Source organism: Pseudomonas sp. LB3P58, from assembly GCF_054897895.1.
Genome location: NZ_JBUBVE010000001.1, coordinates 4,306,956 through 4,328,777 on the forward strand (window position 1 = coordinate 4,306,956; position 21,822 = coordinate 4,328,777).

The window sequence follows — 21,822 nt, forward strand, 5'->3', positions numbered from 1 at the left end:
CGCTTTCGCGAGCAGGCTCGCTCCCACATTGGTTTTATGGTGTTACTCAAGAATAAGGATCAGGCCATGCGTGCACTGGCTGCATTGAGTCGTTTTGTCGGCAACACCTTCGCTTACTGGGTACTGATTTTCGCCGTCGTGGCGTTCCTGCAACCGACCTGGTTCATCGGTCTGAAAGGCGCGATCGTGCCGCTGCTGGGGCTGGTGATGTTCGGCATGGGCCTGACCCTCAAACTTGAAGACTTCGCCGAAGTCGCTCGCCATCCATGGCGCGTGGCCTTGGGCGTGGTTGCGCATTTCGTGATCATGCCCGGTGTGGCGTGGTTGCTTTGCCAGGCTTTCCACTTGCCGCCGGAGATCGCTGTCGGCGTCATCCTGGTCGGCTGCTGCCCAAGCGGCACCTCGTCGAACGTGATGACCTGGCTGGCCCGCGGCGATCTGGCGCTGTCGGTGGCCATCGCCGCTGTCACCACCCTCCTCGCCCCGCTGCTGACCCCTGCGCTGATCTGGCTGCTGGCCTCAGCCTGGTTGCCGGTGTCGTTCATGGAGCTGTTCTGGTCGATCCTGCAAGTGGTGCTGTTGCCGATCGTGCTTGGCGTGGTTGCCCAGCGTCTGCTGGGTGATCGGGTTCGCCACGCGGTGGAGGTTCTACCGCTGATCTCGGTGGTCAGCATCGTCATTATTGTCACAGCCGTAGTGGCCGCCAGTCAGGCGAAGATTGCCGAATCCGGCCTGCTGATCATGGCCGTAGTGATGCTGCACAACAGCTTCGGCTATCTGCTGGGTTACTTCACCGGGAGACTGTTCAAGTTGCCACTGGCCCAGCGTAAATCCCTGGCGCTGGAAGTCGGCATGCAGAACTCCGGGCTGGGTGCAGCGCTGGCCAGTGCGCACTTCTCGCCGCTGGCGGCGGTGCCGAGTGCGTTGTTCAGCGTCTGGCACAACATCTCCGGGGCGCTGCTCTCGACCTATTTCCGCCGGATGAGCGAGAAAGAAGATCGGGAAACTGCGGCGCAGCAGGCTATCGACTGATCCGAAAACTTGATCCCCAGGTTAATGATGGGCACTCTATTGCAAAACGCGAGGACGACCTCGCGGCTCGATCGAGTCATTAATCTGGGGACGACCCCGTCAATCGATGGAGGTCTCTCATGTCCTGGATCATTCTGTTTTTCGCCGGCCTGTTCGAAGTTGGCTGGGCCGTCGGCCTGAAATACACCGATGGCTTCAGTCGCCCTCTCCCCACCGCATTGACCGTTGCCGCCATGGCCATCAGCCTTGGCTTGCTGGGCCTTGCCATGAAGGAATTGCCGCTGGGCACGGCCTACGCGATCTGGACGGGCGTCGGTGCAGTCGGGACGGTGATCGCCGGGATCATTCTGTTTGGTGAATCCATGGCGCTGTTCAGGCTCGCCAGTGTGGCGTTGATCATTTCCGGGCTGGTCGGACTGAAGATCAGCGCCTGACTGTTTGCTGCCATTACGAAAAAGCCCGCCCCCCTTTCGATACAGACAGGGGAGCGGGCTTTTTCAATGGTGTGGATTAACGGATCAACTTTCGGCCAGCTCCCTGCGCTCACGCGCGACCGGGGCCTTTTCCGCATGCTCAAGCTGCATGCAGCGCTCCAGGAACAGGAACATGTAGTCGTAGCTCTTGCAGACGGCCTGACGCAATTCCACTTGCAGGGATTTGCTTGGGTTCATGCCAGCCAGCGTGCAGATGATTTCCAGCGCTTCCCACGGATGGGCATCGTCGTACTGGGCATGCATCTTCAACCACTTCATGGCCCGCTTGCGATCTTCCTCCGGGAACGACGCCGCGTAGACGCCACTGGAACAGACCAGCGCCGACCACTCCCCGGTCGCACCTTCAATGGCGTAGTTGGTGGCGGCAATGGCAACGATCAGCGAATCCGACGAACTGGTGTGCCAGCACCAGTGGCTCAAGGCGTGAAGTTCAGGGGCAACCTTTTGCGTTTGCAAATCTTCCAGGCTGACACCGTGAGCACGGCTCCAGTGCACCCAGTAATCGGCATGGTTCAATTCGACGCGTATGTTACGCATCAGCCAGCGACGCGCCATGTCTTCACCTGGGTGGCGGGCAAAACGAGTCTTGCTCAGGTTCTGTGCCATATATAACGCGAACTGTTCGACTACCGGCCAGCCACCAATCAGGTACTGACGCATGGTCTTTGCACTGAGTTTGTTATCACGCAGACGCTTATACAGTTCGTGTTCGACAACCCGGCGTTTGCTCTCGCTGCAATCCTGGATCAGGCGTTGAGCCCAGGCGGGATAACTTGCAGCATCCATGAGTGGTCCGGTTCGGTTGAATGTGTCGATCACTGTCGAGCTCCTTTTGATTGTGATTATAAGGATCAGCAAGAGATTTCAACGGAACGTGCCAGGCGCCTTGAATAACAAAGGCTGTGGCCTGGCTGGACGACTTTGTAAACTGTCGCAGGTAAACAAATGCGGGCGTTCAATAACATACCCTTGAGCGTAATCCACCCCGATCTCCAGCAATGCCTGCTCGATCTGGGGTGTTTCAACAAACTCGGCAATCGTACGCTTACCCATAACATGACCGATGTGATTGATCACTTCGACCATGGCGCGGTTAATCGGGTCGTCCAGCATATCCTTTACGAAACTCCCGTCGATCTTCAAGAAGTCTACAGGTAAATGTTTCAAGTAGGCGAATGAGGACATTCCGGCGCAAAAGTCATCCAGTGAAAAGTGGCAACCTAAACCTTTGAGTTCATTAATAAATCTGATTGCACTTCCGAGATTGGAAATAGCACTGGTTTCAGTGATTTCAAAACAAATCATTTCAGGCGGTATGGAGTAAGTAACAAACTGTTCACGCAGGAAGTGCAGAAACGCCTCATCTCCGATAGTTGTGCCTGACAGATTAATCGCACACATGGCCAATGGTCCTTTGCGCTGTTCGGCAATGCATTGGGCAATGATCTTGAAAACGTTCTGCACTACCCAGCGGTCAAGGGACGTCATCAGACCATAACGCTCAGCCGCCGGAATAAAACTGTCGGGCAAAATCATGCGTCCGGCTTCGTCATGCAGGCGCAACAGAATTTCGATATGTCCACCGCCCTTCTCGATATGACCAAGGGGCGCGATTTCCTGTGCGTACAGACAGAAGCGGTCTTCTTCCAGCGCCATGTGCAAGCGCTGCACCCAAGCCATCTCGCCGAAGCGCAGGGACAGTTCCGAATCGTCGGCGTGATAGACCTGAACCCGATTGCGGCCCTTCTCCTTGGCCATGTAGCAGGCCATGTCGGCAGCGCGCAGCGAAGCTTCGAGGGTGGTCGGATTCTGAGCGATGTGAACCAGCCCGATACTCACAGTGGTCACGAACGGTCGGCCTTTCCAGACGAAGTGCAGGTTCTGCACGGTCTGACGCAGGCCCTCGGCGATTTTTTCTGCGGCTTCCGGGGCGCAGTTCTCCAGCAGGATGCCAAACTCGTCGCCACCCAGGCGGGCCAGGGTATCGCCTTCGCGCAAACCGGATTGCAACAGAGCGCAGATATGCCGCAGCAACTCGTCACCCGCCGCGTGGCCGCAGGTATCGTTGACCAGTTTGAACTGATCCAGATCGAGGAACATCAGGGCATGGCGCCCCGACTGCCGCGCCAGGATGTGAAGCGCCTGCTCCAGGCGATATTCGAACTCGCGACGGTTGGCGAGCCCGGTCAAGGCGTCATGGGTCGCCTGCCAGGACAGATTGGCAATGTACTGTCGCTCCTGGGTCATGTCGTGAAGCACCAGCACGGTGCCGCTGACCTTGCCGGCGTTGCGGATCGGCGCACCGACCAGGGTGACCGAAACCGTGCTGCCATCCAGGCGCTGGATCAGTTTTGAGTGTTCGCTGCCACCGCTCAGCTGTCCGCTCAAAATGTGCTCGATCAACGTGAAGCCATCGGCCTGAGCGTTCTCGTCCAGCAGATTGAACAGCGCCGCCAGCGGCAAACCCGTCGCCTGCTCGGCCTTCCAGTGGGTCAGTGCCTCGGCGGCCGGATTCATATAGGCGATCGCGCCGTCGACATTCGTGGTGATCACGCCATCGCCAATCGATTGCAGGGTGATCTGCGCTCGGTCCTTCTCCAACTGCAGGGCCTCGGCGAACGCATTGCGGTGCTTGAGCAGTTTGTGAGTACGCATCAGTGCTAATGCAATCAAGCCCAGGGCGGTGGCGAGGTTGGTCACCAGCAACACCCGCAGGATCATCCGCGAGCCTTCGCCCAAGGCATCGCTGAAGGCCTTCGCTGCCGGTGTCACACTTTCGTTGATGACGAATATCTGGTCTTTCCAGCGCTTGATGTCGGCCTCGGAGGCCTGATTGGCGGTGATGTACTGATGCATTTCCTTCGCGACGTCATCGAGTTGCACCAGATATGCATCGCCCACCGTCCAGAGGTCGATGGCTTTCTTGTGGTAAGTGAAGTGCCGGAAATTCAGGTACAGCCAGATCACACTATTGATGTCATCCGGGTGGTTGCCGCCCTTCAGGATCGCCACGCGCGCGGCTTCGATATTCGGCGGCCGATGATCCAGCGCCACACGCAACTCGTGGCCACCCTGAGGTACGGCAATGGCGTTCTGGTATTTGAGGAAAATCGTCTCGTCGCGGCTGTCGGCGTAGAGATTGAGGTAATAGATGGCGTCTTTTTGGCCTTTTGACCACAGGCTTTCACCGGCAACGTAGCCGCGAACCGCCGACAGAACATACAGGCTGACACCGCCCAGCAAGGCTTGAAATAACACGACGGCAATAAATGGCCAGACAATGCCCAACAACCGTGGCGTTCCGAGAGTCCGCGCTTGATTCATGAAGTCCCTTGTTTTAGCACTGCCAGATCAGCATCCCGACGTGATCGCTACAGCTAGACTAGGGTGCGTTCCCGGTTCCGGCAAGCAGAGGATCGGGCTCAATGCCGTACACGTGCGCTCCCTATAGATATATACCGCCAAAGCCGGTTTGCAGATCTGTTTACTGGGCACTTCGGGCTCCCCCTATTCGTTGCGGGAACCCTTTCAAAGGAGTGCAACATGACAGAGACGTCTTTACCTTCACCTGATCAACGCCCCCTGTCACCGGCGGACGAAGAATTCCGCGCCAGACAGGCTCTGGGACTCGACGACGGCCCGGATATCGAAGTCTTGGGCCTGCGCCCCACTGCCCAGGATCGAAGACGGTTCAAGACTATTCAGCGCGCGGAAACCAACCTCGCGCAACCCATGACCATCGACACTTACAAGTCAAAACGCATCGATGCTCAAATCACCGACATCGTGAGGACTTTCCTGAACGGTAAACGTTCGTTAATCGGTCATCTCGGCGCCTCTGTACTGGCTTCCGCCTCCATGGATCAACTGCGCGCGACGCCCTCTGTATTCCTCCAGCGAATGCTGAACACGGTCGAAGCAAAAGAGCTGGGCGACAGGCTGCTCAGGACGCTCAAGTGGTATGGCGCAGGCCCTGGCGAACAAACTTCGGCGTCCGTGCGCCATCAACTGGTTTGCAAAGCCATATGCCTTTACTTGCACGCCCCGTCAGCCGATGAGCCGCAGGAAGTCGCCGGATTCCGCTGGCAAGACCCGGCTCACTGGGGCAAAAGCTACCAGACCCTGCGCAGCGATTTTGAACAGCACTTGCTGCGCACCAATCGGGTCACTTATGCAAAACAGGCGGCCCTTCTCGCGCGGGTGTTCGAGACCCGTCTGTCAAAGGACTTCGCTGTGCGCGATATCCCGTCCGACCTTCCTTACAAAAGCTCGGTGGTGTGGGTGAACTTCATGCACGGCGTGCTGCTGGCAGATGAACTCGGCCTTGATCGATTGCAACCGCTGTCCTTTCAACAACTCGTCGACCTGCCCCTGACCCGGAGCGCCGACGCCTCGTCCGAACAACTTGAGAAGATTGCGCGACTGAGGATGGATCCAGCGCTGGAATGGGCGGTCTGCAGTGGCATCGTTCAATCGCGAACAGAATCCGATTACGACGAGGACGATATGACGCGGGCGATGGCGGCTCTGGAAAGCCACAGCAAGAGCCTGAACAACGCCGTCATGACAGTCGATTTGCCGCCCCCTGAAAGACTGAAGATGGCCAAACGGGTAAAGGATGATCTGTTTGGCGATGCCATGTTCGAATCGGACGGGCGCAAGTTGCTGCGTGATGAGCCACCGAGCAGCTTGGGGTTCAGAGATATGCCCTCATTGAAACTGCCAGGCAATGCTTTCCTCGATGTCTATGCCGACGGCCAATTGGATGACGGAAGCAAATGGTTTGTAACCCAATCCGATGGGAAAACACGAAACAATCACTGGATCAATATCGACGACAAGCGAACCCTGCATCATGAGGAATTTCTCAAGGATCATAAGGGGATCGAAAGGCGTGTGATTAGCACATACGGGGGCAAGACGCTGCCTGATATCAACACGCAGTTTGAAACAGACTTCACAAACTACCTCTCGAAAATCAGGACGGCCTACCAGACCCTGATCGCCAGTCTACTGACCTCGCTGCCACTGGCCGACCGCCAGGCCCTTGAACGGGGTGACGTCCGCTTGCTGAGCCTGCACCTGGAAAAAACACTCATCCAACTAAGGGGAGACATCCGGCCAAGAAAAGGTTTCGTTCTGCAGGTGACACACAATCATGAAATCACCTATTACGAACTGATCCCCAGTGCTGGCGTTATTCGTTGCCGCCCCCACTTGAGGTTTTCAACAGTTAACGGGGTTCGCACCACGTTTCCCTTGCATGCCTCAATTCCCGGACAAACCTATACGGCTGAAATCAGCACTTCTCTGCTTCTCGATTGGTCAGCACACTTAGATGGCACACAGCCTGCTGACAGGATCTGCATAGCGATCCTCGGCGTGGTAGGTGACGTGCCGGCGGCTGTATCGCCAAGCGCGGCCGATAGCCATAGCGAAGAAATGGCGCGGGTATCCTCCCGTTTGAATGCAGTGGCCCACTACATTGCAATGAATTTTCTGTACGTAGATGAACGGCAGTTGCATACCCAGGCCCGCGGCATGACGGCATTCGACACCATCAGGGCTAGAAACGAACAACGGCGGGATACGTTCGTAGAGTTGGCCAAAGGGTTTGTGCCCTTCTGGGGCAGTATTGAGGACCTTTTGTCGGGCAAAACTGACCGGATACTCATAGGCGTGGCTGGACTCCTGTTGGACCTGGCTTCATTCATCACCCCTATCGGGAAATTCATGTCGGGTTCGGTGCGGTTGATCAGGGCCGGGGCCACAGCCTCGCGCATGACCGCCAAAGCAAGTCTGCCTTCCTTTTCAACGTTGACCCGAAAACTGCTGACCGCTTCGCTGAGCAACCTCAATCCGGTGGACGGAGTACCGTCACTATTCAAGTCAATAGGAAGCGGTGCGTGGAAAGGACTGCACACCGCGGGCCGCATTGGTGTCAGAGGGTTCAAAAAACTGGCAGGACACGCCGACAGCTACCGACTGGTGCACAACCTGCCCCAGACAACCGATCCGGGGCGCTGGAGGCCACTGACAAACAATGATCGACTGGCAACGATCAACGGTGTCGATGATGTACTTGTGCGCAATACCAGCCCGTCGGACCTGACCCGATTCCACCCCGTCGACCCGGTGACGTCCTTGCCCTATGGCCCCCGCCTGCACAATCACAGCGACAACCTCATACAGGGCCGGTCAACCTTCAAAACGTTACCGCCTACCGAATCCCACGTCCTGGTAGAACTCCCGGAATACGCCCATATCCGGGAAGTACTTGAGGTCGATGGTCGAACCACACTGTTCGTTGATGACATTCCCTATCGTCTGGACGGCAACCAACTGCGCCGTGCCGACTTGATTGATGATCAGGCGATGTTCAAATCCTTGCCTTGCCGGGTACGACGCAGCCCGGGTGCCGATGTATGCACGACCACATTCGTCACCCGTGATCCGGCACCGACGCCGAACATTGGCAGTTTCGACAAAAACAAAGGCTGGGCGCCGTGGTTCGGAGACAGTATCTATACGCCGGCCACTGCGGATCGGGCGATGTTGCGTAAAACCCTGAAGAACAAAAACCGGCTCCTGGCTACGATGGAATTCCAAAAAGGGATTTATGGGAGGATCAAGGTGAGTATTCCCTACGGGAACCAGAATCAATTTGACACCTTCGAGGCCGGCGCCATCATCGTCCCGGCGATAGACGATTCGAAGCACTATGTGTTCACCCGACTGGATGCCGGATATTTTTACGTCGCCGAACTGGCACAAGGTCAAAGCATAAGAGACACGCTGAATTTCAAGAAAGCTTCCACATTGCCGGAAGATCTCAAAGCAGAATTGCTGACTGTGTACACCGGATCGTTGAATGCCAACAATATGGCAAGGATTCACGGTACGGAAGCGGTGGAACGTGCGTTGAAAACAATGGAAGAAATTGCCATTCCGATTGGCGGCCACGTGAACCCGCCCGATACCCTCAAGCTACTCAAGGTCGATACCAGTCCAGGCGAAGCGGTGCTGTTCGATCACTCGACCCGAATGATTGTCACCCAGCTGCCGAAAGGTGCGACAAGCTGGTCGCGCAGCAAGGTCGCATCAGAAGCCTTCCGTCAAAGAACAATGGCAGTTTTCAATACATTATTCCTTGGGCCGAGCATCGTGCTGAACAATGCCGACAGCGCATTGAGGATCAACAGCACGATGAAAAAGCTTCACAGCCTTATCCCTCGTCACCAGCGCCCGTTCAATGCTAGAAACATCGCCTATGCAGAAGTAGTCACCACCACCGGGAAGCGGGAGGTTTATGTAAGTGTTTCGGGAGCGCAGGGGGCGACCGGACATCTGCCTTTGTTCAAACAAAATCTTGGCGCAGATCAGGTCAAGGTGGGTGAAACGACCTACTTCAATGTTGATATGAACGAAGTTTTTCCCAGCACATCACTCCGTGTGTCTGATGAAGGCAAATTACTCGCTGTGCCAGCGACAATAAAAGATATTGAAAGCTATCGCCCGACACTGACTCTCAAGCCCACGTCACTGGACAGCGAAAGCAAGTTGATCAGCGTGATTCGCGAAAAATACCCCAATCCCGAATCGATCGAAACGGTTAACGTCGCCACCACCATGTCACCCTGCGAATCCTGTTCGGTTGTTATCAAGGAATTCGGTTTCGACGGCGGTGAAAATGCGCTGAACGTCCTGTGGCACTGATCTAATGTTGCTGCAAATGCCCATAAAGCTTGGCATACAACCCCCCATCGGCAATCAATTGCTGATGGTCGCCATCCTCGGCAATTTGCCCGCCATCGAACACCAGCACCCGGTCGGCCTGCTTCACCGCGGACAACCGGTGCGCAATGATCAGCGTGGTGCGGTGGCTCAGGAACCGCGCCAGCGCCTGGTGCAGGTTGTATTCGGTGGCGGCATCCAGCGCTGAAGTGGCCTCATCAAGGATCACCACTTTAGGGTCGGCCAGCACCATCCGCGCAATCGCCAGGCGTTGGCGCTGGCCGCCGGACAAGCGCACACCTGAACGTCCGACGATGCTGTCCAGGCCATTGGGCAACTCTCGAATCGTGGCGTGCAATTGCGCGATTTCCAGCGCTTGCCAGCAGGCTTCGTCGCTGCGCTCACGACCCATCGTCAGGTTGGCGCGCACGGTGTCGTTGAACAGCGCCGGATGTTGCAGGACCACGGCGACATTTTCCCGCACGGTTTCCAGGCCGATCTCTTGCTGGGTCGAGCCGCCGAAGCGAATCGTTCCGGCAAGCGGCGTGTACAGGCCCAGCAGCAACTGCACCAAGGTACTTTTGCCGCCACCGCTGGCGCCGACAATCGCGACCTTTTCACCGGGGGCGATCGACAGGTTCATCTGGTTCAACACAAGCTCGTCGCCGTAACCGAAACTCAATCCCTGGACTTCGATACCCACGGTTTCGCGACCGTTGAACGGATCGACACCGCCCGGGTACTCAGGCTCATCGGCCCGGGCCAGCAACTCGTTGATCCGCGACAGCGCGCCGCCGGCCGCGTAATAGGCGTACTGCAGATTCAGCAGCTGTTCCACCGGACCGATCATGAACCACAGGTAGCTGAACACCGCGAGCATCTGGCCAATGGACAGGTCGGAAAACAGCACGGTGAGCATCGCCGCCGCACGGAAAATATCGATGCCGAACTGGAACAACAAGCCACTGGCACGGTTCGAGGCATCGGTTTTCCACTGCGAGTTCACCGCGTAATCGCGCACTTCCCGGGCGCGCTGACCCAGGCGCCCTAGGAAAAATCCCTGACGGTTGCCGGCACGCACTTCCTGAATGGAGTCGAGGGTTTCGGTCAGCGCCTGGGTAAAGCGCGAGGTGCTGTCGTTCTCGAGTTTCTTCAGGTGCTTGACCCGTTTGCCCAGCAGTACCGTGGCGTAGATCACCAGTGGGTTGAACAGCAGGATCAGCAACGCCAGCTTCCAGTGCATCCACATCAGGATGGAGGCGGTGCCGACCAGGGTCAGCATGGCCACAAGGAAACGACTGAGGGTTTCGCCGACGAATTTGTCCACGGTGTCCAGGTCGGTGACCAGATGCGTGGTGACCGTGCCGCTGCCCAGGCTTTCGTATTCGCCCAGGGAAATACGCTTGAGCCGTTCGATCAGCCGTGTGCGAATGCGATACACGATGTCTTTGGCCAGTGCCGCAAACAACTTTGCCTGAACTACGTTGAAGAACAAGGCACCACAGCGTAGCAACAAGGTCACCAGCAGCATCAGGCCGATGTAGCCCGCCGCTTTTTGCCAGTCGTCGGGCAACGCGTGGTTCATGATTTTCAGCGCGGCGTCACCGTGGCCCAGTAGCACTTCGTCCACCAGCAACGGCAGGAGCAAGGGAATTGGCACACTACACAGGGTTGCCAACACCGCCACGCCGTTGGCGATCCACAGGGATTTTTTGTGATGCAGCGCCAGGCGACGGATTTCTGCCCAGCTCAGACGGTCGACACGTGTAGCGGTTGGGGCGTCGTCGGGCAGATCATGCACAGGCAGCGCGCTCCAGCCAACGGCCGAGCAACGGAGACAATACGCTGAGCGGCTGATAGCCATTGGTCAACAGCGCCAATTGACCATCACGCTCAGCCAGTAAGGTAGGGAAACCGGCAATGCCCAGGTCCTGGACCCAGGTGAAATCGGCCGCCGTCGCGGCGTGCTGATCGGCACGGTCGAACGCAGCGGCGAACTCGATGCGCGGCAGGCCGGCCTGCTCCGCCAGCTCCACCAGAACACTGGCATGAGTGACGTCGCGACCTTCGGCGTAAAACGCGTGCTGAATCAGCCCGAGCAGTTTCCACGCGCAATCCGGCGCCAGGCTGCGTGCAGTCACCAGCGCCCGACAGGCAGGTTCGGTGTCGTAGACAAACCCGTCGGGCAACGCGCCTTCCAGCTTGAACGGTTGGCCAGTCGCCTCGTTGACCGCCTGCCAATGCTCAAGGATGTAGCGCCGGGTGGTCGGCTCCAGCGCGGAGCCGCTGCCGGTACGCAAACCGCCCACCACCAGGTGCACGTCCACCCCCGCTGCTTGCGCCTGCTCGACCAGCGCGTTGGCCACTGGCGCGAAGCCCCAGCACCAGGAACACATCGGGTCCATCACATAGAGCAGGCGTTGCACAGACATGGTTCAAGCCTCGGAAGGAGTTTGCTTGTAGTTGTAGCCGATCGGATGAGGCAGGTTACGAGCCTTGGCCAGTTCGATCTGCTTTTGCCGGTCGATGGCACTGCGACGGGTTTTCTCGCTCAGTTTATCCCAGCAATGCGGGCAACTGATGCCGGCCACGTAGTGCTCGGATGCGCGGTCGGAGGCGCTGATCGGTGTACGACAGGCATGACATTGATCGTAGTCGCCTTCGCTGAGGTCGTGGCGCACGGTCACACGGTTATCGAACACGAAGCAGTCGCCCTGCCATTTGGTTTCTTCCTGCGGCACCTCTTCGAGGTACTTCAGAATGCCGCCCTTGAGGTGATAGACCTCGTCGAAGCCTTGGCTGAGCATGTAGCTCGACGCCTTTTCACAACGAATGCCGCCGGTGCAGAACATCGCGACTTTCTTGTGCACGGCCGGGTCGAAATTGGCTTTGATGTAGTCGGGGAATTCGCGAAAACTGGTGGTCTTCGGGTCGATGGCGCCTTCGAAGGTGCCGATCGAGACTTCGTAATCGTTGCGGGTGTCGATCAACAGCACTTCCGGATCGCTGATCAAGGCGTTCCAGTTCTCTGGATCGACGTAGGTGCCGACCTTTTTGTTCGGGTCCACGCCTTCGACGCCGAGGGTGACAATTTCTTTCTTGAGTTTGACTTTGGTGCGATAGAACGGCTGGTCGTCGCAGTACGACTCTTTGTGGTCGATGTCGTCCATGCGCGGGTCGTTCTTGAGCCAGGCCATCAGCCCGTCAATGCCTTCGCGGCTGCCGGACACGGTGCCGTTGATGCCTTCTTCGGCGATCAGCAGCGTGCCTTTGATGCCGTTGTCGACCATCGCTTGCAGCAGTGGCTCGCGCAGGGCGACGTAATCTTCCAGGGTGACGAACTTATACAGTGCCGCCACGACAATCTGTTGTGTCATGGGTGATTCTCCAGGTGGCTACCCTCGTAAGGGGTGAACCGGATGCGAAAAAAAACGCGCCGGGTGAGCGGCGCGTTGCGGATTCTAGCAAAAAACCGATGCTTAATGCTTGCTGCCGCCAGCACAGGTCGGCGAGGCCGGAGCCGCGTCGATCTGTGCCCATTCCTCTGGCGTGTAGGTATGCAGCGCCAACGCATGGAACTCGCCCATCAGCTCGCCGAGCGTGCCGTAGACTTTCTGGTGACGCTTGACGCGGTTGAGCCCTTCGAATTGCTGGCTGACCACCACGGCCTTGAAGTGGGTCTGCAACCCACGGCTGTGCATGTGGCTTTCATCCAGCACTTGCAGATGCTGCGGCTGCAACAGGCCCAGCGTCGATTCGATGCGTTGTTGCATGGTCATACCGAACTCCGCTTAAGGCTTTTTCTTGGCTGGAGCTGGAGCGGCGGCGCCTTTAGGCTCCAGCTCGGCCGTCATGTCAGCCAGCAGTTTGTTGACCACAGGCACGGCGCTTTCCAGCTTGGCTTGAGTCATCTGGGCCGATTGCTGAGTCAGCTGCGGCATTTTTTCCAGGACTTTCTTGCCCAGTGGCGACTGGTAGAACGCGACCAGGTCTTTCAGCTCGGATTCGCTGAAGTTGGTGGTGTAGAGCTTGACCATGTCCGGCTTCAGCTTGTTCCAGCCAATGGCTGCATCCAGAGCTGCGTTAGCCTTGGCCTGGTAGGTTTCCAGCAAGGCTTTTTTCGATTCAGGGGCTTTGGTCTGTTCAAAGCGCTGAGCGAACATTTGCTGCACTTGCATGTACACCGGAGTGCCCAATTTGTCAGCGTGCGCCAGAGTCAGGAAAGCTTCGGCACTGGCGTTGTGGCTGGCGGTATCGGCAAAAACAGGGCCGCTGGCGCAAACCAGTGCAACCGCGGTACAGATGGCACGAAGACGAGTCATCGAGTTTCCTTTCTAGCAGGCGAGGTCATTACCCCAAGGGCGACCATTCTGCACCTAAAAAAGTGTGTCACTCAACCCCAAGCCTTGTCTGGCCTGATTTAGAGGGGTTAAACGGTCAAAAAACAGACTGATGGAACCACGGCCGGCGATCACGGCCTAAACTGCGCTATCGACCTACAGGAGTGTGCATGATGAGCCGTATCGAAACCGACAGCCTTGGCCAGGTGGAAGTCCCGGATGAAGCCTACTGGGGCGCTCAGACGCAACGCTCGCTGATTAACTTCGCCATCGGCAACGAAAAAATGCCGCTGGCGGTGCTGCATGCCCTGGCGCTGATCAAGAAAGCCGCGGCGCGGGTCAATGACCGCAACGGTGACCTGCCCGCCGACATCGCCCGGTTGATCGAACAAGCCGCCGACGAAGTGCTCGACGGCAGCCACGACGACCAGTTCCCGCTGGTGGTGTGGCAGACCGGCAGCGGCACCCAGAGCAACATGAACGTCAACGAAGTGATCGCCGGTCGGGCCAACGAACTGGCGGGTAATGCTCGTGGCGGCAAGTCGCCGGTTCACCCTAACGATCACGTCAACCGCTCCCAGAGTTCCAACGACTGTTTCCCGACCGCCATGCACATCGCGGCAGCCCAGGCCGTGCAACAGCAACTGCTGCCGGCGATCAGCGAACTGTCGGGCGGATTGGCCGAGCTGTCCGCGCGGCACATGAAGCTGGTCAAGACCGGTCGTACCCACATGATGGACGCGACGCCGATTACCTTCGGTCAGGAACTGTCGGCGTTCATCGCGCAACTGGATTACGCCGAACGGGCGATCCGCAGCGCGCTGCCGGCCGTCTGTGAACTGGCCCAGGGCGGCACTGCGGTCGGCACCGGGCTGAACTCGCCCCACGGTTTTGGCGAAGCCATCGCTGCCGAGCTGGCCGCCCTCTCCGGCCTGCCGTTCGTCACCGCCCCCAACAAATTCGCCGCCCTGGCGGGTCATGAGCCGCTGACCACGCTGTCCGGCGCGCTGAAAACCCTCGCTGTGACCCTGATGAAAATCGCCAACGACCTGCGCCTGCTGGGCTCCGGGCCCCGAGCAGGTTTCGCCGAAGTCAAACTGCCGGCCAACGAACCGGGCAGCTCGATCATGCCGGGCAAGGTCAATCCAACTCAGTGCGAAGCGCTATCGATGCTGGCGTGTCAGGTATTGGGCAACGACGTCGCCATCGGGTTTGCCGCAAGTCAGGGGCACCTGCAGCTGAACGTGTTCAAACCGGTGATCATCCACAACCTGCTGCAATCGATCCGTCTGCTGGGCGATGGCTGCAGCAACTTCCAGCAGCATTGCATCGCCGGTCTGGAACCGGATGCAGAGAAAATGGCTGAACATCTGGAGCGTGGGTTGATGTTGGTGACGGCGCTGAATCCGCACATTGGTTATGACAAATCGGCGGAGATCGCCAAAAAGGCTTACGCAGAAGGGCTGACCTTGCGTGAGGCGGCGTTGCAACTCGGGTATCTGACGGACGAAGAGTTTGATGCGTGGGTAAGGCCGGAGAATATGCTGGAGGCCGGTGCCAAGGGCTGAGTTTTGTAGCGCCTGACACTCAGCTTTCGCGAGCAGGCTCGCTCCCACAGGTAATCGCATGCTCCTGTGGGAGCGAGCCTGCTCGCGAAGAACGATGACGCAGTTTAACTGGCTGCCATCCGCACCTTCCGGGCCCTGAGCCCGGCAATCAACGACGGCCCCAACGCCACCAGCGCCGACCCCAGCACCACCAGCACTGCCCCGCCATAACCCAGACCATTGATCGTCTCGGCATGCACATAGTCCGGCCACAACCACGCAGCCACTGCCACCGCAGCGAACGTCACCAACGGCGTAATCGCCAGCGTCGCACTGACCCGCGATGCCTCCCAATGCGCCAGAGCCTCGGCAAACGCGCCATAGGCGATCAGGGTGTTCATGCAGCACGCCAGCAGTAGCCAGCCTTGCAGCGGACTCAGTTGCAGCGCTTCCAGCGGATGCACCCACGGCGTCAGCAACATCGCGCAGAACAGGTAGATCACCATCATCACCTGCAGCGAATTCCACACCGTGAGCAATTGCTTCTGGCCCAGGGCGTAGAACGTCCAGACCGTGGACGCCAACAGCACCAACAGCACGCCGGTGGTGTACTCGGTCAGCGAGGTCAACAACTCGGCCAGCCGCTGATTGAAAAACAGGGCAAAACCGATCAACAGCACCAGCAGGCCAATCCCCTGCCCCACGCTGAACCGTTCCTTGAACACAAACAGACTGGCAATCAGCAACATGATCGGGCCCATCTGCACCACCAGTTGCGCGGTGCCGGGGCTAAGCAGGTTCAGGCCCATCAGGTACAGCACGTAGTTGCCCACCAGGCCGAGCACCGCCATCAACACCAACCAGCCACCACGCGGCCCGAGCACCTTGCGGCTCGGCAGGCGTTTGGTCGCCGCCAGATAAATGAACAGGCACCCGCCGGATACGATCAGGCGAAACCACGTCACCGTCACCGGGTCCATCACCAGCAGCACTTGCTTGAGTTTGATCGGCAGGATTCCCCACAGCAGCGCGGTCACCAAGGCCAGGAACAGACCGTAAACCCAGCGACCCGATGAAATGTGCATTGCGAACCCCGAAGCCAAGTGGCGAGAAAGGTCATTCTAGGCTTAGAGCCGTTCGGCACACAGGGACAGTTGGGCGTTGGCCGCGAATGAAACTGTGCAGGTCGCACCATTAAATTGGCGCTATGCCGTCGATCGGTTGGCCAGGCGTTGCAAGTGGTTCATGCATAAGCTCATGGGATTCGCCAACAGGAACATTCCTCAGGAGATCGCCATGTACGGCAAACGCGCCCAGGACAATGCCCCCGCCACGCACTTTCGCTGCGACCGGGTGTGTCGTGTGAATGGGGATTTGTATTTCAGCACCCGGGAAAACACCCTGGAAGGGCCGTTTGAAAATCCGGAGAAATTGGCGCGGGAGGTACAGGCTTACATTGAGCGGATGCTGCTTTTGCGTATGAGCTTATAGACCGCGGCGCCGCCATCGCGAGCAGGCTCGCTCCCACATTGGATCTATGTCGCACTCCAGATCCCTGTGGGAGCGAGCCTGCTCGCGATAGCGGTTAACCAGACAACACAAATCTTGCAGACTTAACGCACCGCTTCAAACAACCCGGTCGCCCCCATCCCGCCACCCACACACATGGTGACGATGCCGTAACGCACATTGCGGCGCTGCAATTCACGCACGAGATGCCCGACCTGACGCGAACCGGTCATGCCGAACGGATGGCCAATGGAAATCGAGCCGCCATTGACGTTGTACTTGTCGTTATCGATCTCCAACCGAATACGGCTATACAAACATTGCGAGGCGAACGCTTCGTTGAGCTCCCACAGATCAATGTCGGAAATCCGCAACCCCTTGGCCTTGAGCAACTTCGGCACCGAGAATACCGGGCCGATGCCCATTTCATCCGGCTCGCAACCGGCCACGGTGAAACCACGGAAGAACGCCTTGGGCTTCAACCCCAGTTGCAGTGCTTTTTCCAGGCTCATCACCAGCGTCATCGACGCGCCATCGGACAGCTGCGAAGAGTTGCCGGCCGTCACCGAGCCGTCTTCGGCAAACACCGGTTTCAATCCCGCCAGGCTTTCCAGGGTGGTGTTGGGGCGATTGCAGTCGTCGTGATCGACGATGCCGTCAAGGATCTGCACCTGATCGGTGGCCTTGTCTTCAACCCGATACTTCACCGCCATCGGCACGATTTCATCGTCAAACAATCCATCGGCCTGAGCCTGAGCGGTACGTTGCTGACTTTGCAGCGCGTACAAATCCTGTTCTTCGCGCCTGACGTCGTAACGACGAGCGACGATTTCGGCTGTCTGGCCCATCGGGAAATAAATGCCCGGCACCTGCTCTTTGAGCAGCGGGTTGATCAGGTTGTCGGTGTTGATGCTTTTCATGGTCAGGCTGATGGACTCGACGCCACCGGCGACGATGATGTCGCTGCAACCCGAGGCAATCTGGTTGGCGGCGATGGCGATCGCCTGCAAGCCCGACGAGCAAAAACGGTTGAGGGTCATGCCGGCAGTGCCGGTGCCCAGGCGCGACAGCACCGCGATGTTGCGGCCGATGTTGAAGCCCTGGCCCCCTTCGTTGGAACCGGCACCGACGATGCAATCCTCGACGCTGGCCGGGTCGATGCCCGAGCGCGCCAGCAGTGCATTGACGCAATGGGCCGCCATGTCGTCCGGACGGGTCAGGTTGAACTTGCCGCGAAAGGATTTGGCCAGGCCGGTCCGCACGCTGTCGACGATCACCACTTCACGCATGGCATACCTCATTGTTGTTGTCGGTTGAGAGTGGACCGAGCATAAGTCCACTGCATTACCGACCGCGACAATCATTCACCCCGCGTATGCGTAACCATCGCTCACTTCTTGTGCTGTTTCACTTTCCGGTCGTGTTTGTCGGACTTTTCAAACGCCTCTTCCAGCGCCAGATTGATGGTGCGCAGGACTTTGACCCGCGCCCAGCGCTTGTCATTGGCTTCCACCAGCGTCCAGGGCGATATCTCGGTGCTGGTGCGATCGACCATGTCACCGACCGCCGCACGGTAGTCGTCCCATTTGTCACGATTGCGCCAGTCATCTTCGGTGATCTTGAAACGCTTGAAGGGAATTTCTTCCCGCGCCTGGAAGCGCTCCAGTTGCGTCTGCTTGTCGATGGCCAGCCAGAACTTGACCACGATCACCCCGGCCTCGGCGATCAGCTCTTCAAAATCATTGATTTCACTGTAGGCCCGCAACCAGTCCGCCGGCGGGCAGAAGCCTTCGATGCGCTCCACCAACACCCTCCCGTACCACGAACGATCGAACACCGTGAACTTGCCCTTGGCCGGGATGTGCCGCCAGAAACGCCACAGATAAGGCTGCGCCCGTTCTTCTTCGGTGGGCGCGGCAATCGGCACGATGCTGTACTGACGCGGATCGAGGGCCGCCGCAACCCGGCGGATCGCCCCGCCCTTGCCAGCTGCATCATTGCCCTCGAACACCGCCACCAAGGCGTGCCGACGCATGCGTTTGTCGCGCATCAGGCCGGAGAATCGCGCCTGCTCGGTAATCAGTTGTTCTTCGTAATCGTCCTTGTCCAGGCTCAGGGTCAAATCCAGGCTATCGAGCAGGTTCAACTGATCGACATGGATGGGCAACGGCGCGGCATTGACCTTGTCGGGATGAACCTTGGGTCGATTCAGGGCATTTTGCAGGCCTTCGAGCAGGATCTTGCCCACCGCCAGGCTGCGGTAATGAGCGTCCACCCCTTCGATTACATGCCAAGGCGCGTAGTCGCGGCTGGTACGGCGCAACACGCGTTCGCCGTACTTCACGAATTTGTCGTAGGTTTTCGATTGTTGCCAATCCAGTGGACTGATGCGCCAGCTGTGCAGCGGGTCATCCGCCAGTGCCTTGAGCCGCGCCTTCATTTGCTTCTTGGAGAGGTGGAACCAGAACTTGAAGATCAGCGCGCCTTCATCGCAGAGCATTTTTTCAAAACGCTCGGACTGGTTGATCGCCTGATCCAGCACTGGGTCCTTGAACAAGCCATGAACCCGGCCTTGCAGCATCTGGCTGTACCAGTTGCCGAAGAAAATCCCCATGCGGCCCTTGGCCGGGAGCATCCGCCAATAGCGCCAGGCCGGCGGCCGCGCCAGCTCTTCGTCGGTCTGCTGATCGAATGTGCGGACCTCGATCAGGCGTGGGTCCATCCATTCGTTCAGCAACTTGACCGTCTCGCCCTTGCCGGCGCCTTCGATGCCATTGATCAGAATGATCACCGGAAAACGGCTTTGCTGATGAAGTTCGAACTGCGCTTCGAGCAAGGCTTCACGCAGGGCAGGTTCTTCGGCGTCGTAGGTTTCTTTGTCGATGGCGTGACCGATTTCGGCGGATTCGAACATGGGACGGCTCCTTCCAGGATTGAGCAAGACTAGCGGATTGACCTCTCCTGCGTGGGAGAAATCCCATTTTCACCGTTCGAGCTGGCTCGGACGTTGCCATGGATCAAGCACCGCTCCAGCGATCGGCTAGAATGGCCGCCTTGCCGTTGCCGAGCCTGCCATGAAACCTGTATTGCCCCACGCCCAGCTCGACTGGGACGACCAAGGGCTCCCGCGTTCGCGGGTGTTCGATGATGTGTATTTTTCCGATCTGTCGGGGCTGGACGAAACCCGCTACGTATTCCTCGAACAGAACGCTTTGCGTGAACGCTTTGCCGCGTTGCCGGCCGGCGGTCGACTGGTGATTGGCGAGACCGGTTTCGGCACCGGGCTGAATTTCCTTTGCGCCTGGCAGCTGTTCGAACAACACGCGGTGGCCGGGGCGCGGCTGCATTTTGTCAGTGTCGAAAAGTACCCGCTGAGCCTGCCCGATCTGCAGCGTGCCTTGGCCTTGTGGCCGGAGCTCAAACCGTTTGCCGATCAACTGCTGGCGCAATACGTCGCGATCCACCATGGCTTCCAGCGCCTGGTGCTGGACAACGGCCGCGTGACCCTGACCCTGCTGATCGGTGATGCGCTGGAACAATTGCCGCAACTGGACGCGCAGATCGATGCCTGGTTTCTCGACGGCTTTGCCCCGGCGAAAAACCCTGACATGTGGACCGCCGAGCTGTTCGCCGAACTGGCGCGCCTGGCGGCCCCCGGCTCGACCATCAGCACCTTCACCAGCACCGGTTGGGTGCGTCGTCTGCTGAATGCGGCGGGCTTCAAGATGAAGCGCACGCCAGGCATTGGCCACAAATGGGAAATCCTGCGGGGCGTGTTTCTCGGCTGGCCTGAAGAAGTCCCTGCGCCCGCCGTGGCTAAACCGTGGTTTGCGCGGCCGACGCCACTGAACGGCGAGCGTCGCGCGATAGTGATCGGCGCCGGACTGGCCGGTTGCGCCAGCGCCGCCAGCCTGGCGGCGCGGGGTTGGCAAGTGAGTCTGCTGGAGCGTCACAATGCGCTGGCGCAGGAAGCCTCGGGCAATCCTCAGGGCGTTTTGTATCTCAAGCTGTCGGCCCACGGCACTGCGTTGTCGCAGTTGATTGTCAGTGGCTTCGGTCACACCCGTCGCTTGCTCGAACATCTGCAACGGGGCGCCGACTGGGATGATTGCGGAGTCTTGCAACTGGCCTTCAACGCCAAGGAAGCCGAGCGTCAGGCGCAATTGGCCGCCGCCTTTTCGCCAGACCTGGTGCACTTGCTCGATCAACCGCAAGCCCAGATTCAGGCCGGCATCGCCCTGGAGCACGGCGGATTATTCTTCCCGCAAGGTGGCTGGGTTCATCCGCCGGCGCTGTGCCATTGGCAGGCGTCTTCGGCGAACATCCAGTGGCTGCCCCATCGCGATGTCCTGGAACTGCGCAAGGTTGATGATCAGTGGCAGGCCTGGGACGGTGATGATTTGCTGGCCAGTGCCCCCGTGGTGATCCTGGCCGGCGCCGCCGAGATCAAGCGTTTCCCTCAAAGCGCCGAGCTGCCCCTCAAACGCATTCGTGGCCAGATCACCCGACTGGCGCAAACCCCTGAAAGCCAGAGCCTGGCCACCGTCGTCTGCGCCGAAGGCTATGTGGCGCCGGCGCGACTGGGCGAACACACCCTCGGCGCCAGCTTCGACTTCAAGAGCGATGACCTGACCCCGACACTCACCGAACACCTCGGCAACTTGGCCTTGCTCGAAGAAATCTCCCCCGACCTGGCCATGCGACTGCAGGCTCAGGCACTGGACCCGCAGCAGCTCGAAGGACGCGCCGCGTTCCGCTGCACCAGTCCGGACTACCTGCCGATCGTTGGCCCGTTGGCCGAACCAGCAGCCTTCGCCGATGCCTACGCCGTACTGAGCAAGGACGCCCGGCAAGTACCGGACATTCCCTGCCCCTGGCTTGAGGGTTTTTACGTCAACAGCGGCCACGGTTCTCGCGGCCTGATCACCGCGCCACTGTCGGGTGAATTGCTCGCGGCATGGATTGAAAACGAGCCTCTGCCCCTGCCCAGAACGGTCGCCGAGGCCTGCCATCCCAACCGTTTTGCCGTGCGCCAGTTGATCCGCGGAAAAGTCTGACGGCGCGCCTTATAACTTATCGGTCTAAAACTCCGGGGATTCAGCCGGGTCAGTTTCTGAGTACCCGCCGTTTTTGGCGCGGTATCGATTGACCCTCCCCAACGGAAAA

General features: G+C 58.7%; 16 protein-coding genes. 6 read left to right on the forward strand and 10 right to left on the reverse strand.

All coding sequences use genetic code 11. From position 1 onward, the window contains the following. Positions 1-66 precede the first annotated feature (66 nt). Positions 67-1,032, forward strand: a complete 966-nt coding sequence (locus ACYZTZ_RS19980; protein WP_056742477.1) for a bile acid:sodium symporter family protein — start codon at positions 67-69, stop codon at positions 1,030-1,032. 119 nt (positions 1,033-1,151) lie between these two features. Further along, positions 1,152-1,466, forward strand: coding sequence for a quaternary ammonium compound efflux SMR transporter SugE (gene sugE, locus ACYZTZ_RS19985; protein ID WP_008151200.1), 315 nt, complete (start codon positions 1,152-1,154; stop codon positions 1,464-1,466). Between the two features lie 84 nt (positions 1,467-1,550). On the opposite strand, the gene ACYZTZ_RS19990 is transcribed toward sugE, so the two are convergent. Both ACYZTZ_RS19990 and ACYZTZ_RS19995 read right to left on the reverse strand, forming a co-directional pair. Further along, on the reverse strand, positions 1,551-2,312 hold the full coding sequence (locus ACYZTZ_RS19990; protein ID WP_461999478.1) for a TenA family transcriptional regulator: 762 nt from the start codon (positions 2,310-2,312) through the stop codon (positions 1,551-1,553). Positions 2,313-2,390: 78 nt separating this feature from the next. Then, positions 2,391-4,850: an EAL domain-containing protein gene (locus ACYZTZ_RS19995; protein ID WP_461999479.1), complete on the reverse strand. Its 2,460-nt coding sequence runs from the start codon at positions 4,848-4,850 to the stop codon at positions 2,391-2,393. A gap of 219 nt (positions 4,851-5,069) precedes the next feature. On the opposite strand from ACYZTZ_RS19995, the gene ACYZTZ_RS20000 reads away from it, so the two are divergent. Next, positions 5,070-9,242, forward strand: coding sequence for a hypothetical protein (locus ACYZTZ_RS20000; protein ID WP_461999480.1), 4,173 nt, complete (start codon positions 5,070-5,072; stop codon positions 9,240-9,242). Position 9,243: 1 nt separating this feature from the next. Here the strand turns inward: ACYZTZ_RS20000 and ACYZTZ_RS20005 are convergent, their stop codons facing one another. The 5 genes from ACYZTZ_RS20005 to ACYZTZ_RS20025 all read right to left on the reverse strand — a co-directional run bounded on the left by ACYZTZ_RS20005 (position 9,244) and on the right by ACYZTZ_RS20025 (position 13,582). Further along, complete coding sequence (locus tag ACYZTZ_RS20005; protein ID WP_461999481.1) at positions 9,244-11,061, reverse strand: ABC transporter ATP-binding protein; 1,818 nt, start codon at positions 11,059-11,061, stop codon at positions 9,244-9,246. Beyond that, positions 11,054-11,656: a DsbA family protein gene (locus tag ACYZTZ_RS20010; RefSeq protein WP_178082691.1), complete on the reverse strand. Its 603-nt coding sequence runs from the start codon at positions 11,654-11,656 to the stop codon at positions 11,054-11,056. Before ACYZTZ_RS20010 ends, ACYZTZ_RS20005 begins: the two co-directional genes overlap by 8 nt. A gap of 39 nt (positions 11,657-11,695) precedes the next feature. Then, positions 11,696-12,637, reverse strand: a complete 942-nt coding sequence (gene trhO / locus ACYZTZ_RS20015) for an oxygen-dependent tRNA uridine(34) hydroxylase TrhO (RefSeq protein ID WP_046049127.1) — start codon at positions 12,635-12,637, stop codon at positions 11,696-11,698. Positions 12,638-12,739: 102 nt separating this feature from the next. After that, positions 12,740-13,039: a BolA family protein gene (locus ACYZTZ_RS20020; RefSeq protein ID WP_008151216.1), complete on the reverse strand. Its 300-nt coding sequence runs from the start codon at positions 13,037-13,039 to the stop codon at positions 12,740-12,742. A gap of 12 nt (positions 13,040-13,051) precedes the next feature. Then, entirely contained in the window at positions 13,052-13,582 is a 531-nt protein-coding gene (locus ACYZTZ_RS20025; protein ID WP_046049126.1) for a DUF2059 domain-containing protein, read from the reverse strand. Positions 13,583-13,773: 191 nt separating this feature from the next. Here ACYZTZ_RS20025 and ACYZTZ_RS20030 point away from each other — a divergent pair, with 191 nt between their 5' ends. Next, positions 13,774-15,168 (forward strand): class II fumarate hydratase, encoded by a 1,395-nt coding sequence (locus ACYZTZ_RS20030; protein ID WP_033053219.1) that lies wholly within the window; start codon positions 13,774-13,776, stop codon positions 15,166-15,168. Between the two features lie 104 nt (positions 15,169-15,272). On the opposite strand, the gene ACYZTZ_RS20035 is transcribed toward ACYZTZ_RS20030, so the two are convergent. Then, on the reverse strand, positions 15,273-16,232 hold the full coding sequence (locus tag ACYZTZ_RS20035) for a DMT family transporter (protein ID WP_056742492.1): 960 nt from the start codon (positions 16,230-16,232) through the stop codon (positions 15,273-15,275). 211 nt (positions 16,233-16,443) lie between these two features. On the opposite strand from ACYZTZ_RS20035, the gene ACYZTZ_RS20040 reads away from it, so the two are divergent. After that, on the forward strand, positions 16,444-16,638 hold the full coding sequence (locus ACYZTZ_RS20040; RefSeq protein WP_033055288.1) for a DUF6316 family protein: 195 nt from the start codon (positions 16,444-16,446) through the stop codon (positions 16,636-16,638). A 122-nt stretch (positions 16,639-16,760) separates the two neighbouring features. Here ACYZTZ_RS20040 and ACYZTZ_RS20045 read toward each other — a convergent pair whose 3' ends face one another. After that, on the reverse strand, positions 16,761-17,945 hold the full coding sequence (locus ACYZTZ_RS20045; RefSeq protein ID WP_461999482.1) for a thiolase family protein: 1,185 nt from the start codon (positions 17,943-17,945) through the stop codon (positions 16,761-16,763). Positions 17,946-18,046: 101 nt separating this feature from the next. After that, complete coding sequence (pap, locus tag ACYZTZ_RS20050) at positions 18,047-19,570, reverse strand: polyphosphate:AMP phosphotransferase (RefSeq protein WP_461999483.1); 1,524 nt, start codon at positions 19,568-19,570, stop codon at positions 18,047-18,049. A 160-nt stretch (positions 19,571-19,730) separates the two neighbouring features. Here pap and mnmC point away from each other — a divergent pair, with 160 nt between their 5' ends. Continuing rightward, entirely contained in the window at positions 19,731-21,713 is a 1,983-nt protein-coding gene (gene mnmC, locus ACYZTZ_RS20055; protein WP_461999484.1) for a bifunctional tRNA (5-methylaminomethyl-2-thiouridine)(34)-methyltransferase MnmC2/FAD-dependent 5-carboxymethylaminomethyl-2-thiouridine(34) oxidoreductase MnmC1, read from the forward strand. Positions 21,714-21,822: the final 109 nt, after the last annotated feature.